Here is a 15,724-nt window from a genome sequence, read left to right as displayed (position 1 = left end):
TTAGCGGTCCACGTCGGCCATAACGAAATCGATACTACCCAGGTACGCGATCAAGTCCGCGACCATGCTGCCTTTGATCACCGAAGGGATCTGCTGCAGGTGCGGGTAGCTTGGGGTGCGAATCCGGGTACGGTAGCTCATGGTGCCGCCGTCGCTCGTCAGGTAATAACTGTTGATGCCCTTGGTCGCCTCGATCATCTGGAAGGATTCGTTGGCCGGCATGACCGGGCCCCACGAAACCTGCAGGAAGTGCGTGATCAGGGTTTCAATGTGCTGCAGGGTGCGTTCTTTCGGCGGCGGCGTGGTCAGCGGGTGATCCGCCTTGTACGGCCCGGCCGGCATGTTGCGCATGCACTGCTCGATGATCTTCAGGCTCTGGCGCATCTCTTCGACACGCACGATGCAGCGATCGTAGGCGTCGCCATCGTGGGCCAGGGGCACTTCGAACTCGAAGTTCTCGTAACCCGAATACGGACGCGCCTTGCGCAGGTCGAAGTCCAGACCGGTCGCCCGCAGGCTAGGTCCGGTGACGCCCCATTCCAGCGCTTCCTTGGTGTTGTACGCGGCAACGCCGACGGTACGACCTTTGAGGATGCTGTTTTGCAGTGCCGCTTTGGTGTACTCGTCCAGACGCTTGGGCATCCAGTCGATGAAGTCCTTGACCAGTTTCTCCCAGCCGCGGGGCAGGTCGTGGGCAACGCCGCCGATACGGAACCAGGCCGGGTGCAGGCGGAAACCGGTGACGGCTTCGATCACGGTGTAGGCGCGCTGACGGTCAGTGAACGTGAAGAATACCGGGGTCATGGCGCCGACGTCCTGGATGTAGGTCCCCAGGAACAGCAGGTGGCTGGTGATGCGGAAGAACTCGGACATCATGATGCGGATGACGTTGACCCGATCCGGCACGGTGATGCCGGCCAGTTTCTCGACCGAGAGCACGTACGGCAGGTTGTTCATCACGCCGCCGAGGTAATCGATGCGGTCGGTGTACGGAATGTAGCTGTGCCAGGACTGGCGCTCGGCCATCTTCTCGGCGCCACGGTGGTGGTAACCGATGTCCGGCACGCAGTCGACGATCTCTTCGCCGTCCAGCTGCAGGATGATGCGGAATGCACCGTGGGCCGAAGGGTGGTTCGGGCCCAGGTTGAGGAACATGTAGTCCTCGTTGGTGCCGGAACGCTTCATGCCCCAGTCTTCCGGACGAAAGCGCGCGGCTTCCTCTTCCAGCTGCTGCTTGGCGAGGGTCAGGCTGTAGGGGTCGAATTCGGTGGCACGGGCCGGGAAATCCTTGCGCAGCGGGTGACCTTCCCAGGTCGGCGGCATCATGATGCGGGTCAGGTGCGGGTGGCCCGGGAAGTCGATCCCGAACATGTCCCACACTTCACGCTCGTACCAGTTGGCGTTTGGCCAGATGCCGGTCACGGTCGGCATGCTCAGGTCGCTTTCGGAAAGCGCAACCTTGATCATCACGTCACTGTTACGTTCTATCGACATCAGGTGATAGAACACGGTGAAGTCAGCATCCGGCAGGCCACGTCGCTTGGTCCGCAGGCGTTCGTCGACGCCGTGCAGGTCGTACAGCATCACGTACGGCTTGGGCATCTGACGCAGGAAGGTCAGGATCTCGATCAGCCGGGCGCGTTGCACCCACAGCACGGGCATGCCGGTGACAGTGGACTGGGCGCTGAAGGCTTCAGCGCCAAAACGGTTATGGAGTTCAACGACGACCTCTTGGTCGTCAGCCTTGTGAGGCGGGATGTACAGAGCGGTGTCTGCAGTCATAGGTCTCGATCGCTATCGGTCAACGTACAGAATGAACCCAGGTTCAGGCTTCTTTTTGTAAAAGAAAAACTGGATCAGACTTCGTCGGGGCTGCGCAGGTTGGTCACCGCAATACGCTGTTCGCGGCGCTGTTCCTTCTGCGACGGCATCTCGGCGCGATAAACGCCCTGGTCACCGACGACCCAGGAAAGAGGACGACGCTCCTGTCCAATGGATTCCTGCAACAGCATCAAGCCTTGCAGAAATGCCTCTGGGCGGGGCGGGCAGCCGGGCACGTAAACATCCACGGGGAGGAATTTATCCACGCCCTGAACCACGGAGTAGATGTCGTACATGCCACCGGAGTTGGCACAGGCGCCCATGGAGATCACCCACTTGGGCTCCAGCATCTGCTCGTAGAGGCGCTGGATGATCGGGGCCATCTTCAGAAAGGGTGTACCGGCGATCACCATGAAATCCGCCTGACGCGGCGATGCCCGGATGACTTCGGCGCCGAAGCGCGCGATGTCGTGGGGGGCAGTGAAGGCGGTGGTCATTTCCACATAGCAGCACGACAGACCGAAGTTGTACGGCCAAAGGGAGTTCTTGCGACCCCAGTTGACGGCACCATTCAGTACGTCTTCGAGCTTGCCCATGTAGATGTTTTTGTGGACTTGATCTTCTAACGGATCGGAAACGACTTCGCGTTCGCCGATGGGGTACTGCTCGTTAGGAGCATCCGGGTCGATCCTGGTGAGATTATATTGCATTGCCAAAGCCTCATTGTTTTAGCTTCGCCTGCCGGTTACGACGACCAACGGGAGCCCAATCGAGCGCCCCTACCCGCCATAGGTAGACAAGACCTGCCAACAGAATTGCTATGAAAACGAGCGCTTCGGCGAAGCCGGTCCAGCCGCTTTCGCGGACGGACACAGACCAGGCGTAAAGAAAGAGGGCTTCAATGTCGAAAATCACGAACAGCATCGCGACCAGATAGAATTTTGCCGAGAGCCGCAGACGGGCGCCGCCGGTGGGCAGCATGCCGGATTCAAACGGTTCGTTTTTGCTGCGGCCCCAGGCTTTGGAACCCAGCAGGCTGGAAAGGCCGAGCATGAAGGCGCAGAGGCCGACGACACCAAGGAGAAACACGGCGAAGCCCCAATTGTGGGCAATCAATCCTGTCGAGTCGGGCATGCTGGCAGTCCTTAACAGAGAGCAAAGGTCTCTGGGCTTGAAAGAAGTAGAAGCAGTGACGATATGTCGCAGTGCGATCAATCCCGGGATTTTATGTGCAAAAGGAGGGCAAGTAAATTTTCTGCATCAAATTTATTCGCAGGATTAATGAGATAGGTCACGGTTTTCATGCTTAGCCCCAGCAGGGGCGGGCGTCGAAGGCGCTTTGGAGAAATATGTATCGTAGGGCAGGCCGGCAATTAGCCACGGCTTAAATGATAATAAATATCATTTGGAGAGGGTGATTATCATGTGTCACTGCGACGTGACGAAGTTCCCGTTAATTATCGCGGGGAAGTTATCCGGCTATTGATGGCCTGATTAATTAACTTTTATCGGCTGATGAGAGTTGTCTATCGTTAATAGTTGACTGTCAACGTAGGTTAATTCCGGGCAGTCAGCAGAAAGCCGCCCGAAGGCGGCTCCTGTATTCTGTGGCGGCGGCTTTCGCCGGGAAGAGGGCGGTTCGAAAAGCGTCAGTGGAACTGTTCTTCTTCCGTCGAGCCAGTCAATGCGGTCACCGAAGACTTGCCGCCCTGAATGACCGTGGTCATGTCATCAAAGTACCCGGTGCCCACTTCCTGCTGGTGCGCCACGAACGTGTAGCCCTTGGCGGCGTCGGCGAACTCCTGTTCTTGCAGCTTCACGTAGGCAGTCATGTCGTTGCGGGCGTAGTCATGGGCCAGGTTGAACATGCTGTGCCACATATTGTGGATGCCGGCCAGGGTGATGAACTGATGCTTGTAGCCCATTGCTGACAGCTCGCGCTGAAATTTCGCGATGGTCGCGTCGTCCAGGTTCTTCTTCCAGTTGAAGGAAGGCGAGCAGTTGTACGACAGCAGCTGATCCGGGTATTCCTTCTTGATCGCTTCGGCGAAGCGACGGGCCTCGTCCAGATCCGGCTTGGCGGTTTCACACCAGATGAGATCGGCATACGGCGCGTACGCCAGGCCGCGGGCAATGGCCTGGTCCAGGCCGGCACGTACTTTGTAGAAGCCTTCCGGCGTGCGGGTGCCGGTGACGAACGGCTGGTCGTACGGATCGCAGTCCGACGTCAGCAGGTCCGCCGCGTTGGCGTCGGTGCGCGCCAGAATGATGGTCGGCACGCCGGCAACGTCAGCCGCCAGACGTGCGGCCACCAGTTTCTGTACCGCCTCCTGGGTGGGGACCAGAACCTTGCCGCCCATGTGACCGCATTTTTTCACGGACGCCAGTTGGTCTTCGAAGTGCACGCCGGCAGCGCCTGCCTCGATCATGCTCTTCATCAGCTCGTAGGCATTGAGCACGCCGCCGAAACCGGCTTCGGCGTCGGCCACGATCGGCGCGAAATAATCGATATAGCCTTCGTCGCCCGGGTTCTTGCCGGCTTTCCACTGGATCTGGTCCGCGCGGCGAAACGAGTTATTGATGCGCTTGACCACGGTCGGCACCGAGTCCACCGGGTACAGCGACTGATCGGGGTACATCGATTCGGCGGAGTTGTTGTCCGCCGCGACTTGCCAGCCAGACAGGTAGATCGCCTGGATACCGGCTTTGACTTGTTGCACGGCCTGACCGCCAGTGAGAGCGCCCATGCAGTTGACGAAATCCTTGTCGGGACGAAAGGACGGCTTGGCGCCCTGGGTCACCAGGTTCCACAGCTTTTCAGCGCCCAGCTTTGCAAACGTGTGTTCAGGCTGAACCGAGCCACGCAGGCGGACGACGTCAGCAGCGGAGTAGGTGCGGGTGACGCCTTTCCAGCGTGGATTCTCGGCCCAGTCTTTCTCGATGGCTGCAATGTGTTGTTCGCGTGTCAGTGCCATGGGGTAAACCTCGTTGCTTGATGTTGTAGGTCTTGAGGTGAAGCGCCTTGCTTCGCCGGCGCCGGTCTTTCTTCAAGACGCGCGGATGGCTGCTCGCTGATTCGGGGAGCATTGTTTCGGTCAGATTTATTCGCCATCGAGATGATGAGGCGATGAAACAGCCTTGTGGGCGTAAATGACGCTAATCGGCACGAACGTGTTGAGTTCGAGCGCGATCAGGGAGAGTTCTGCACGACCCCTGATCAGCGGGAGCGAGGCCATCATGCCTCGGCAATTTTGCCTCGTCAAACACTTTGTAGTGCTTTTTTGGATGCACTACATCTTTCGTCTCATGGGACTTGTCGGTCAGTTTCAGGCGTGTGGGTGCTGGGAAGGGGAAGTCACCGTGGACACTGGATGGTCACGGGTTTGCGGCGTTATGTAGTCCCGGATCGGGCACTACATAATTAGCGGTTTAACCGAAGCGGCACAGATGGACACGGTCCGTGTGGGAGCGACCGGGTTGGCGCTCCACCTTGCTCGCGAAGAGGCCAGTACATCCGCTGAATCTTCATTGGCTGAGATGGGGTCTTCGTGAGCAAGCTCACTCCCACAAGGTGTGCACAGCAACTGGCGATCACATCATGTCAATCCAGGCTATCGACCTTCACCCGCAGTTGCATGTCGTTGCTGCCCTGGGTCGAGTAGCGCCGGGCCACGCCGTGCTCATCGGCGCGGGACTGACCGCTGGCGCCGGCCAACGTGATCCACTCACCCAGCCGACCACTGACTTGCGTGTCGGTGCTCTGCACCTTGATCGCGTCAGCCTGTTGCTGGCTCATGCGGTCGTTGTTGGTGCTGATGTTCAGGTGGACGATGTCGCCGGTCACCGTCGCCGTGACATAGAAGCCCTGGGTCACGTTGCGGTATTGAGTATTGGTCTGCGGGTAGCCATAACCATCGGACTGCACCGAGGTGATCGGTATGCTCTGGCCCATCTGGATCAGAGCCGGCGTCCCTTCGTTGGCCTGAACCTGCTGCAGGCCGCCGTCGCGGCTCGCGGTGCCGTAATTCTGGATGCGCGTGCGGCCGTCGGCGCTGATGCGTCCGTCCTGCGAACGCACGGTGCCGTTGACCGAGTAGCCCTGGTCGCTCTGGACCGTGCTGTCACTGGTGTCGACGCTGATCATCAGGCGCTTGGGCGCGGTGTCGAGCTGGCCAAGGAGGTCACGCAGTTCGCTGATCTTGTCTGGCTCGGCGTTGACGATAAGTTTGTTGCCGTAGGCGTTGACGCTGCCTTCGTTGCCCAGGAACGACTTCACAGTGGGCAGCAAATCGTCGCTGGTGCGGTAGTTCAGCGGGATGACTTCGGTGGCGGCCGCGGCCGTGAAGCTGCAAGCCAGCAGCAGTGAAGCGAGCAGGGTGCGTAATGACATCGGTGTGGTCTCCGCGAAAGGCGCGTCTAAACGACGAGTTTGCCAGTTTGTCGGCCTGCGCAGCACCAAGTTGAATCCCGGTCAGCAAAACGCCCCGGCGCTCGCGTTGCAGCATAGACAGCTGAAACGAGAATGCCGGGGCGCAAGGATGTCGCCGGGCGCAGTCAGTGCGAGTTGCGCACCATGTCCACGTGGGGCAGGCCGGCTTCGAGAAACTCGTCGCTGACCACGGTAAAGCCAAAGCGCTCATACAGCGCCGTGGCATGAACCTGTGCGCTGAGCCGCGTCTGTTTCAGGTCGCGGCGCTCTGCTTCGGCGAGGATCGCGGTGATCAACGCCTCACCCACGTTCAGGCCGCGCCAGTCCTTGAGCACGGACAATCGGCCGAATTCACCATCGGGCAGCAAGCGCGCGGTGCCCACGGCGTAATCCCCTTCAAGCGCCAGAAAGTGCAGGGCGCCTGCATCTTCCGAGTCCCATTCCAGTTCGGGCGGAACCGACTGTTCAAACACGAACACGGCGTCACGAATTCGCCGAATGTCGGCGTTGTCTTTCTGCCAGTCGGCTACCCGTACGTGGATCTTATTCATCAGCAAACCCCAGACTTCCTTGTTTGACCAGCTCACAGAGCAGGTTACGTCCATCATCATCTGCCAGCCATTGGCCCAGATTGTCGATGTGCAGCGCATCGGCCGCGCAGATCATTTTCAGCAGTTCACGCAGATGGCCCGGCAACAGACGGCTCTGACCACTGGCGAACAGCAGCAGGTCGTCGTCGACTTCCGACCACGCCAGTCGCGCGCTCGGGTTGCGGATCAGCACGGCGCCCTGTTCCAGGCTGTCGAGTAACTCGCTCTCGGCCAGTTCCGGGCCGACCACCAGTTCAGGATAGCGCGGTTCGGTCATGAACTGGCCGAACCAGGTCAACAGCAGGCGCTCGTCACCCATGTGCTCGGCGAGCAAGCCCTTCAGGCGGTCAAGAGCGTCGTGTTGAATCTGGTGCGGATCGCTGACCGGTTGCGCGTCGGCGTCGGTGTAACGCTCTTCTTCAGGCATGAACTGGCTGAGGAAGTCCGTGAAGTGGGTCAGCACTTCGGCGGCGCTTGGCGCGCGGAACCCGACCGAGTAGGTCAGGCACTCATCCACCGCGACGCCGCAGTGGGCGAGGCGCGGCGGCAGGTAGAGCATGTCGCCCGGTTCCAGCGTCCACTCGTCGGTACCCTGGAAGTCGGCAAGGATGCGCAGGTCGGCGTGCTCGAGTAGCTTGCTTTCGGAGTCGCACATCTGGCCGATCTGCCAGTGACGCTTACCATGGCCCTGTAGCAGGAACACGTCGTAGTTGTCGAAATGCGGACCCACGCTGCCGCCCGGCGCGGCGTAGCTGATCATCACGTCATCGATGCGCCAGCTCGGCAGGAAGCGGAAGTTTTCCAACAATTCGCTGACTTCAGGAACGAACTGATCCACAGCCTGGACCAGCAGGGTCCACTCGCGCTCCGGCAACGTGCTGAAGTCGTCCTCGGCGAACGGGCCGCGACGCAGCTCCCACGGGCGCTCGCCTTTCTCGAGGACCAGGCGCGATTCAACTTCTTCTTCCAGTGCCAGGCCGGCCAATTCGTCAGCGTCGATCGGGCTCTGGAAATCCGGAATGGCCTGACGGATCAGCAAAGGTTTCTTCTGCCAGTAGTCACGCAGGAACTCGCGCGCTGTGATGCCACCTAGGAGCTGAAGAGGGATGTCAGGATTCATGTGTAACCTATTGAAAAAACGGATTTTTACGACGGGAATAAAAACGCCCGGCTCAGCCGGGCGTTCAGAGCGGGTGCAGTGCGGTCAGATGCGCTTGGCTTGCGCCACGGCGTTGCCGATGTAGTTCGCCGGCGTGAGCTTCTTCAGCTCGGCCTTGGCTTCGGCAGGCATGTCCAGGCCGTCGATGAAGGTCAGCAGCGCTTCAGGGCCGATGCCCTTGCCGCGCGTCAATTCCTTGAGCTTCTCGTACGGGTTTTCGATGTCGTAGCGACGCATGACCGTCTGGATCGGCTCGGCCAGGACTTCCCAGCAAGCGTCCAGATCGGCGGCGATCTTCTGCTCGTTGAGCTCCAGCTTGCCGATGCCTTTGAGGCTCGCTTCGTAGGCAATCACGCTGTGAGCAAAGCCCACGCCGAGGTTGCGCAGCACGGTGGAGTCGGTCAGGTCACGCTGCCAGCGGGAGATCGGCAACTTGCTGGCCAGATGCTGGAACAGCGCGTTGGCGATGCCGAGGTTGCCTTCGGAGTTTTCGAAGTCGATCGGGTTGACCTTGTGCGGCATGGTCGACGAACCGATTTCACCGGCGATGGTGCGCTGCTTGAAATAGCCCAGGGAGATGTAGCCCCAGATGTCGCGGTCGAAGTCGATCAGGATCGTGTTGTAGCGGGCGATCGCGTCGAACAGCTCGGCGATGTAGTCGTGGGGTTCGATCTGCGTGGTGTAGGGGTTGAAACCCAGACCCAGCTCGTCTTCGATGAAGGCGCGGGCGTTGGCTTCCCAGTCAATGTCCGGGTAGGCCGACAGGTGCGCGTTGTAGTTGCCGACGGCGCCGTTGATCTTGCCCAGCAGCGGCACGGCAGCGACTTGAGCGATCTGACGCTCCAGGCGGTAGACGACGTTCGCCAGTTCTTTGCCCAGGGTGGTCGGCGAGGCCGGCTGCCCGTGGGTGCGCGACAGCATCGGCACGGCGGCGAAACGGATCGCCAGCTCGCGGATGGACTCGGCGATCTGGCGCATCAGCGGCAGCAGCACGGTGTCACGGCCTTCGCGCAGCATCAGCGCGTGGGACAGGTTGTTGATGTCTTCGCTGGTGCACGCGAAGTGGATGAACTCGCTGACCTTGGCCAGCTCCGGCAACTTGGCAGCCTGCTCCTTGAGCAGGTACTCGATGGCCTTGACGTCGTGATTGGTGGTGCGCTCGATCTCTTTGACACGCTCGGCGTGCTCGAGAGCGAAATCGTTGGCCATGGCATCGAGGATGGCGTTGGCTTCGGCGGAGAAGGCCGGGACTTCAGGGATTTGCGGGTGCGCCGCCAGGCGTTGCAGCCAGCGTACTTCCACCAGGGCGCGGAAACGGATCAGGCCGTATTCGCTGAAAATCGGGCGCAGGGCCTGGGTTTTGCCGGCGTAGCGGCCATCTACAGGGGAAACCGCAGTGAGCGAAGAAAGCTGCATAGGGTGTTCTCGGACTGTCGGGCAACGAAAAGGGGCGCGTATCATACATGAAAATTCCGGTCAGCCGAGGCTGGCTGACCGTTATGAGTCGCGCGATGTCGGGTCGGGAGCGAGCTGAAGGGCGTTGGCCCCTCAGCGGTGAAGCAATGGATACAGTTCTTTCAATAACTTGCGGCGGCTGATGACCAGTTGCCAGCGGTGACCGCCCACTTGTCGCCACAGTCGCGCGCAACGAATCCCGGCCAGCAAAAGCGCGCGGATTTTCGACGCATTGTTAGGTTGCTGCAGATTACGCATGTCGCCGTGGACCTGAATCCGCTGACGCAAGGTGCTCAGGGTGTCCTGATACAGCGCGCCGCTGGCGGCAATGACGTTCTCATGAGCGATACCGAAATGCTCAACCTGGGATTTGATCTGCGGCAGGCGCTTGCCGATGGTGTCGAGCATGTCGTCGCGCTTGGACAGTTGACGCTCCAGGCCCAGCATCGCCAGGGCATAACGCAATGGTTCCCGTTGCAACGTGGCCGGATCGCGCTCCAGGGCGCTGGCGAGGGCGCGATAGCCCTCGTGCAGATTCAGGTCGTCGCCACCGAACACGTCCAGCGTGTCTTTCGGGTCCATGACCAGCAGGGTGCCCATCATACAGCCCACGGCGGCTTCACCGGCCTGACCGGTCTTGGCGATGCGATCAACCAGCACGGCGGCCTGAAAGACCCCCGCCAGGGCGACGAGTTGTTCCTGAATCGGGGTCATCAACGTGCGTCCCTGGTGTGCCACGGCTCGGCGATTTCGATGACGCCGCCGCCCAGGCAAACCTCGCCGTCGTAAAACACCACGGACTGGCCGGGCGTGACCGCGCGTTGCGGCTCGTCAAAGGTGGCGCGGTAACCGCTTTCAGTGCGTTCCAGGGTGCAGCGCTGGTCGCTTTGGCGGTACCGCACTTTGGCGGTCAGCTGGCGCGGACTGCTCAGGTCGATCGGGTTGACCCAGTAGATCTCCGAGGCGAGCAGGGCGCGGGAAAACAGCCACGGATGCTCGTTGCCCTGGCCGACGATCAGCTCGTTGTGCTCCAGGTCCTTGACCAGTACGTACCACGGCTCATCACCGGCATCTTTCAGCCCGCCGATGCCCAGGCCCTGGCGCTGGCCGATGGTGTGGTACATCAGGCCGGCGTGGCGACCGATGACTTCGCCTTCGGTGGTCTTGATTTCGCCGGGCTGCGCAGGCAGATATTGCTTGAGGAAGTCGGTGAAGCGACGCTCGCCGATGAAGCAAATGCCGGTCGAGTCCTTCTTCTTCGCGGTCGCCAGCTGGTATTTCTCGGCGATGGCGCGCACCTGGGGCTTCTCCAGTTCGCCGACCGGGAACAGCGTCTTGGCGATCTGCTCGCCGCCGACGGCATGCAGGAAGTAGCTCTGGTCCTTGTTCGGGTCCAGGCCCTTGAGCAGTTCGGTGCGGCCGTCGATGTCGCGGCGACGCACGTAGTGACCGGTCGCGATCAGGTCGGCGCCGAGCATGAAGGCGTAGTCGAGGAAGGCTTTGAACTTGATTTCGCGGTTGCACAGGATGTCCGGGTTCGGCGTGCGCCCGGCTTTGTATTCCTCGAGGAAGTGTTCGAAGACGTGGTCCCAGTACTCGGCCGCGAAGTTCACGGTGTGCAGTTTGATACCGATCTTGTCGCACACGGCCTGGGCGTCCGCGAGGTCGTCCATGGCGGTGCAGTATTCCGTTCCGTCGTCTTCTTCCCAGTTCTTCATGAACAGGCCTTCCACCTGGTACCCCTGCTCCATGAGCAGAAGGGCGGAGACCGAAGAATCCACGCCGCCGGACATGCCGACAATGACGCGCTTCTTTTCTGTATCGGAAAAGGCTGAATCAGACATAGGAATTCGATTGGGTAGCAGCAGGAAAGGGCGCGATTCTAACAGGGAGTCGGCGCCAAGGCTAAAAGCTATTCAGTTGCGCTGGGCGGCCGGTCAGTCGCGCACAACCTCGATGCTGTGAATCGGACCTGTCAGGTAGTCGTCCACGCAGCGCAATACCAGCTCGCTGCGCCAGCGCTCCGGTTGGCTGGCGAGTTCGTCGCGGCTGAACCAGGGGGCGCCGACGATGCCGGTGTCCAGCGCACGCTCGGGGTGGTGTCGCGTCGCTTTGGCCGAAAAACACACACGCTGATAGGTCACGCCATTGCTTGGCGCAGTGTACAGGTAGATGCCGACGACGCCCGTCAGCTCGACGTCCCAGCCGGTTTCTTCAAGGGTTTCGCGGATGGCCGCTTCACGCAACGTCTCATCAGGCTCCAGGTGCCCGGCCGGCTGATTGAGCACCAGCTTGCCGTTTTTCAGTTCTTCAACGAACAGGAAACGGCCGTTGTCTTCGATGACGGTTGCGACGGTGATGTGGGGGTGCCAGGTCATTGGGGCTTCTCGTTATCTGTAGGAGCCATCCGAGTTTACGAGGGTCGCGATGCGGAGTGTCAGGTGAACCGCATTCGCGACCGTCGTAACCTCCGATGGCTCCTACATGGAGCGGTGTCAGTCAGCAAAAAAAGCCCCGGCGCAATGGCCAGGGCTTTCTTATCGCACTAGACAGCTTTTCAGCCGCCGGTCGCCGTGCCTTACTTCAACGCGTCGATCGCGTCGTTCAGGGTCTTGCTTGGGCGCATGGCGTTGCTGGCCAGTTCCGGGGTAGGGAAGTAGTAGCCGCCGATGTCCAATGGCTTGCCCTGTACGCTGTTCAGCTCGGCGACGATGGTCGCTTCATTGTCAGCCAGGGTTTTTGCAAGCTCGGTGAACTTGGCTTGCAGCGCCGTATCTTCGGTCTGTGCCGCCAGAGCCTGAGCCCAGTAGGTGGCCAGGTAGAAGTGGCTGCCACGGTTGTCGATACCGCCGACCTTGCGCGATGGCGACTTGTTGTTGTCCAGGAACTGGCCGGTGGCCTTGTCCAGGGCGGTGGCAAGTACCAGCGCTTTCGGGTTGTCGTAGACGTTGCCCAGGTGCTCGAGAGACGCGGCCAGCGCCAGGAATTCACCCAGCGAATCCCAGCGCAGGAAGTTCTCTTCGTTCAGCTGTTGAACGTGCTTGGGCGCCGAACCGCCTGCGCCGGTTTCGAACAGACCACCGCCGCTCATCAGCGGCACGATGGACAGCATCTTGGCGCTGGTGCCCAGTTCCATGATCGGGAACAGGTCGGTCAGGTAGTCGCGCAGCACGTTGCCGGTCACCGAAATGGTGTCCTTGCCCGCGCGGATACGCTCCAACGAAACCTTCATCGCGTCGACGGGCGACTGGATGCTGATGTCCAGGCCTGCCGTGTCGTGATCCTTCAGGTAGTGCTCGACCTTCTTGATCATCGCCGCGTCGTGGGCGCGCTCAGGGTCCAGCCAGAAAATGGCCGGGGTGCCGCTCAGGCGCGAACGGTTGACGGCCAGTTTGACCCAGTCCTGAATCGGCGCGTCTTTGGTCTGGCACATGCGCCAGATGTCGCCGGCTTCAACGGTCTGCTCCATCAAGACCTGACCTTTGTCGTCGGTCACACGGACCACGCCATCGGTGTCGATCTGGAAGGTTTTGTTGTGCGAGCCGTACTCTTCGGCTTTCTGCGCCATCAGGCCAACGTTTGGCACGCTGCCCATGGTGGTCGGGTCGAAGGCGCCGTGCTGCTTGCAGTCTTCGATTACTGCCTGGTAAATGGTCGCGTAGCAACGATCCGGGATCACGGCCTTGGTGTCCTGCAGAACGCCGTCGTTGTTCCACATCTTGCCGGAATCACGAATCATCGCCGGCATCGAGGCGTCGACAATGACGTCGCTCGGCACGTGCAGGTTGGTGATGCCTTTGTCGGAGTTGACCATCGCCAGAGCAGGGCGGGTCGCGTAAACGGCTTTGACGTCCGCTTCGATCTGCGCTTGCTGGTCGGCCGGCAGGTCTTTGATGCGGGCGTACAGGTCGCCAATGCCGTTGTGCAGGTTGAAGCCGATTTCCTTCAGGACGTCAGCGTGCTTGCTCAGCGCTTCCTGATAGTACTCAGCGACGAACTCACCAAACATGATTGGGTCCGAGACCTTCATCATGGTGGCTTTCAAGTGCACGGAGAACAGCACGCCGAGCTTCTTGGCGTCTTCGATTTCACGGGCCACGAAAGCGCGCAGGGCTTTCTTGCTCATGACCGCGCAGTCGATGATCTCGCCGGCCAGTACCGAGGTCTTGTCCTTCAGCACGGTGGTGCTGCCGTCTTTGCCGATCAGCTCGATCTTCACGGCGCCAGCGGCTTCGATCAGCGAGGATTTTTCGCTGCCGTAGAAGTCGCCGTTGTCCATGTGCGCCACGTGGGACTTGGAGTCCGCCGACCAGGCGCCCATCTTGTGCGGGTGCTTGCGCGCGTAGTTCTTGACGGAGAGCGGCGCTCGACGATCAGAGTTACCTTCACGCAGAACCGGGTTCACGGCGCTGCCTTTCACTTTGTCGTAGCCCGCCTGGGCAACCTTGTCGGCTTCGGTCACGACTTCATCGGGGTAGTTCGGGATGTCGTAGCCCTTGGCTTGCAGTTCCTTGATCGCGGCCTTCAGTTGTGGAACCGAGGCGCTGATGTTTGGCAGCTTGATGATGTTGGCTTCCGGCGTGGTCGCCAGTTGGCCCAGCTCTGCCAGATCGTCGGACACCTTCTTGTCACCCAGGCGCTCGGGAAAGCTGGCGAGGATGCGGGCTGCAAGCGAGATGTCGCGGGTTTCAACGGCGATGTCAGCGGAGGCGGTGAACGCTTCGATGATAGGCAGCAGTGAGTAGGTGGCGAGGGCTGGCGCTTCGTCAGTGAAGGTGTAGATGATCTTCGAGCGGTTGGACATATTCGGGATAACTCTCTTCTTTGCTGAGCGTACACAAAATTTCGAGATGCGCAGGGTAGGCACTTTCGCCCAAGGTATCGATGAGCCGAAAGTCGAGAATTTCGTCGCGTGATAGGGGGTGCATCAGTCGAGCGTCAAACGGTCGGACCCGGGTAGCGGTCTGGCCTGTCGAGGGCTGAAAGCCTGGTCTCAGGTGGTTCGGCCCCCAATGACCCAACGGTCACCGGCGCTGAGTATATCACTGCACCCGGCCATTACTACGGTACTCGTGTGACGGCTTTGCGGTGCCCGGGGCGGTCGCGCGGATTCAGGCAAGCGTCATGATTTCCCCGGAAAACCCTTCAGCCCTTGTACAGCGGGGCCTGCGGCAAGCTGTCGCAGTGGTCTGAAGGCGATGTGCCCGGTTCGGTCGCTCAATGGATTTCGACTAAAGGCGCATCCCCATCACGGCAGCGTTTCTCACGGCTATATAGATGCACGTCGCGAGAGGGGAGCGGCACAAAAAAAAGCCGGTCAACCCTGAACGGATTGACCGGCTTTTCGAATCTCGCGCTTGAACGGTCCGGCTCAGGCGTGATTGTTACGCTATGCCCGCTGCTTCTCTTCCTGTCTCTGGTGTTGAGTGACGGCTTCATGGGCAGCAGCGGCGACCTGCGCAATGATCCCCACGGCGTGAAGACCTTTTGGACCCTGGATGATCTCGAACTGGACCGGCTGTCCGGCCTTCAGCGTTTTATAGCCGTCCATAGCGATCGCCGAGTAATGGGCGAACAGGTCTTCAGACTTGCCGTCTTCAACGATGAAGCCATACCCCTTGGCGTTGTTGAACCACTTGACCTTACCGCTGTGCATAGTCACATCCCTCTGCAAAGGACTCCGATGGGAGTATCATCACCTCTCATCCGCCGGACCTAAAAAATTTTGGTTGACTGCGCGGACCCTTTTTACCCAATGTGGGTTCTATTGTTTGTAACACCGATTGGCCGATAGTCAAGGTCAAGCGGCGGTCCAGTTGAAAACCGGTATCACCGCCACCACTTATTTCAATCACGTCCTCTGTGAACCTTCTTTACCATGCATGCATTCAGCAAGATTCGACTAACATTCAATCAGGATGACCCGCAGCCCCATGAGGACGATGCGTCGGGCATCGCTGTACAAGAAGCCAAGCCGACATTGCAGGTGCCGCCTATGTATAAGGTGGTTTTGTTCAATGATGACTACACCCCGATGGATTTCGTTGTCGAAGTGCTCGAGGTGTTTTTCAACCTGAATCGTGAGCTGGCGACCAAGGTCATGCTGGCCGTCCATACAGAGGGACGGGCCGTTTGCGGATTGTTTACCCGCGACATCGCCGAGACCAAGGCTATGCAGGTCAACCAGTACGCCAGGGAAAGCCAGCATCCGCTACTCTGTGAAATCGAGAAGGACGGTTAACCGCCGGACACTTGGGTATGAGGTGAAGC

At 60.0% G+C, this 15,724-nt stretch carries 14 protein-coding genes; 1 reads left to right on the top strand and 13 read right to left on the bottom strand.

Annotated features, from left to right (window positions below; all coding sequences use genetic code 11):
* From nuoC to cspD, 13 genes are all read right to left on the bottom strand, one after another.
* On the bottom strand, nucleotides 1-1,782 hold the full coding sequence (nuoC, locus tag QWI18_RS22495; protein ID WP_108122805.1) for an NADH-quinone oxidoreductase subunit C/D: 1,782 nt from the start codon (nucleotides 1,780-1,782) through the stop codon (nucleotides 1-3).
* A gap of 74 nt (nucleotides 1,783-1,856) precedes the next feature.
* Nucleotides 1,857-2,531, bottom strand: coding sequence for an NADH-quinone oxidoreductase subunit B family protein (locus QWI18_RS22490; protein WP_065989126.1), 675 nt, complete (start codon nucleotides 2,529-2,531; stop codon nucleotides 1,857-1,859).
* Between the two features lie 10 nt (nucleotides 2,532-2,541).
* Nucleotides 2,542-2,955 (bottom strand): NADH-quinone oxidoreductase subunit A, encoded by a 414-nt coding sequence (locus QWI18_RS22485; RefSeq protein WP_037008823.1) that lies wholly within the window; start codon nucleotides 2,953-2,955, stop codon nucleotides 2,542-2,544.
* 515 nt (nucleotides 2,956-3,470) lie between these two features.
* Nucleotides 3,471-4,796 carry an isocitrate lyase gene (gene aceA, locus QWI18_RS22480; RefSeq protein WP_065989127.1) on the bottom strand — a complete coding sequence of 442 codons (1,326 nt, stop codon included), beginning with the start codon at nucleotides 4,794-4,796 and terminating at the stop codon, nucleotides 3,471-3,473.
* Nucleotides 4,797-5,422: 626 nt separating this feature from the next.
* A complete protein-coding gene (locus QWI18_RS22475; RefSeq protein ID WP_369319901.1) occupies nucleotides 5,423-6,211 on the bottom strand; it encodes a secretin N-terminal domain-containing protein in 789 nt (262 codons plus the stop codon).
* Between the two features lie 164 nt (nucleotides 6,212-6,375).
* A complete protein-coding gene (locus tag QWI18_RS22470) occupies nucleotides 6,376-6,801 on the bottom strand; it encodes a GNAT family N-acetyltransferase (protein ID WP_065989671.1) in 426 nt (141 codons plus the stop codon).
* Nucleotides 6,794-7,960, bottom strand: a complete 1,167-nt coding sequence (locus tag QWI18_RS22465; protein ID WP_192134588.1) for a cupin domain-containing protein — start codon at nucleotides 7,958-7,960, stop codon at nucleotides 6,794-6,796. Before QWI18_RS22465 ends, QWI18_RS22470 begins: the two co-directional genes overlap by 8 nt.
* Before the next feature lie 84 nt (nucleotides 7,961-8,044).
* The gene (purB, locus tag QWI18_RS22460; protein WP_065989138.1) at nucleotides 8,045-9,415 is read right to left on the bottom strand and encodes an adenylosuccinate lyase; all 1,371 of its coding nucleotides are present in this window, start codon (nucleotides 9,413-9,415) and stop codon (nucleotides 8,045-8,047) included.
* A gap of 132 nt (nucleotides 9,416-9,547) precedes the next feature.
* Nucleotides 9,548-10,168 carry a high frequency lysogenization protein HflD gene (gene hflD / locus QWI18_RS22455; RefSeq protein ID WP_065989140.1) on the bottom strand — a complete coding sequence of 207 codons (621 nt, stop codon included), beginning with the start codon at nucleotides 10,166-10,168 and terminating at the stop codon, nucleotides 9,548-9,550.
* The gene (gene mnmA / locus QWI18_RS22450) at nucleotides 10,168-11,298 is read right to left on the bottom strand and encodes a tRNA 2-thiouridine(34) synthase MnmA (RefSeq protein ID WP_065989142.1); all 1,131 of its coding nucleotides are present in this window, start codon (nucleotides 11,296-11,298) and stop codon (nucleotides 10,168-10,170) included. The genes hflD and mnmA overlap by 1 nt, the downstream gene beginning before the upstream one ends.
* 93 nt (nucleotides 11,299-11,391) lie before the next feature.
* Nucleotides 11,392-11,832, bottom strand: coding sequence for an NUDIX hydrolase (locus QWI18_RS22445; protein ID WP_065989143.1), 441 nt, complete (start codon nucleotides 11,830-11,832; stop codon nucleotides 11,392-11,394).
* Between the two features lie 200 nt (nucleotides 11,833-12,032).
* Nucleotides 12,033-14,258 carry an NADP-dependent isocitrate dehydrogenase gene (locus QWI18_RS22440; RefSeq protein ID WP_192134582.1) on the bottom strand — a complete coding sequence of 742 codons (2,226 nt, stop codon included), beginning with the start codon at nucleotides 14,256-14,258 and terminating at the stop codon, nucleotides 12,033-12,035.
* Nucleotides 14,259-14,843: 585 nt separating this feature from the next.
* The gene (gene cspD / locus QWI18_RS22435) at nucleotides 14,844-15,110 is read right to left on the bottom strand and encodes a cold shock domain-containing protein CspD (protein WP_369319900.1); all 267 of its coding nucleotides are present in this window, start codon (nucleotides 15,108-15,110) and stop codon (nucleotides 14,844-14,846) included.
* Between the two features lie 222 nt (nucleotides 15,111-15,332).
* On the opposite strand from cspD, the gene clpS reads away from it, so the two are divergent.
* On the top strand, nucleotides 15,333-15,695 hold the full coding sequence (gene clpS, locus QWI18_RS22430; protein WP_065989146.1) for an ATP-dependent Clp protease adapter ClpS: 363 nt from the start codon (nucleotides 15,333-15,335) through the stop codon (nucleotides 15,693-15,695).
* The last annotated feature ends 29 nt before the right edge of the window (nucleotides 15,696-15,724 follow it).

It is taken from the genome of Pseudomonas sp. W2Oct36 (genome assembly GCF_041060465.1).
GTDB lineage: Bacteria > Pseudomonadota > Gammaproteobacteria > Pseudomonadales > Pseudomonadaceae > Aquipseudomonas > Aquipseudomonas graminis_B.
The sequence above is the reverse complement of the archived record's forward strand: the minus strand, read 5'-3'. Positions and strand labels throughout refer to the sequence as shown.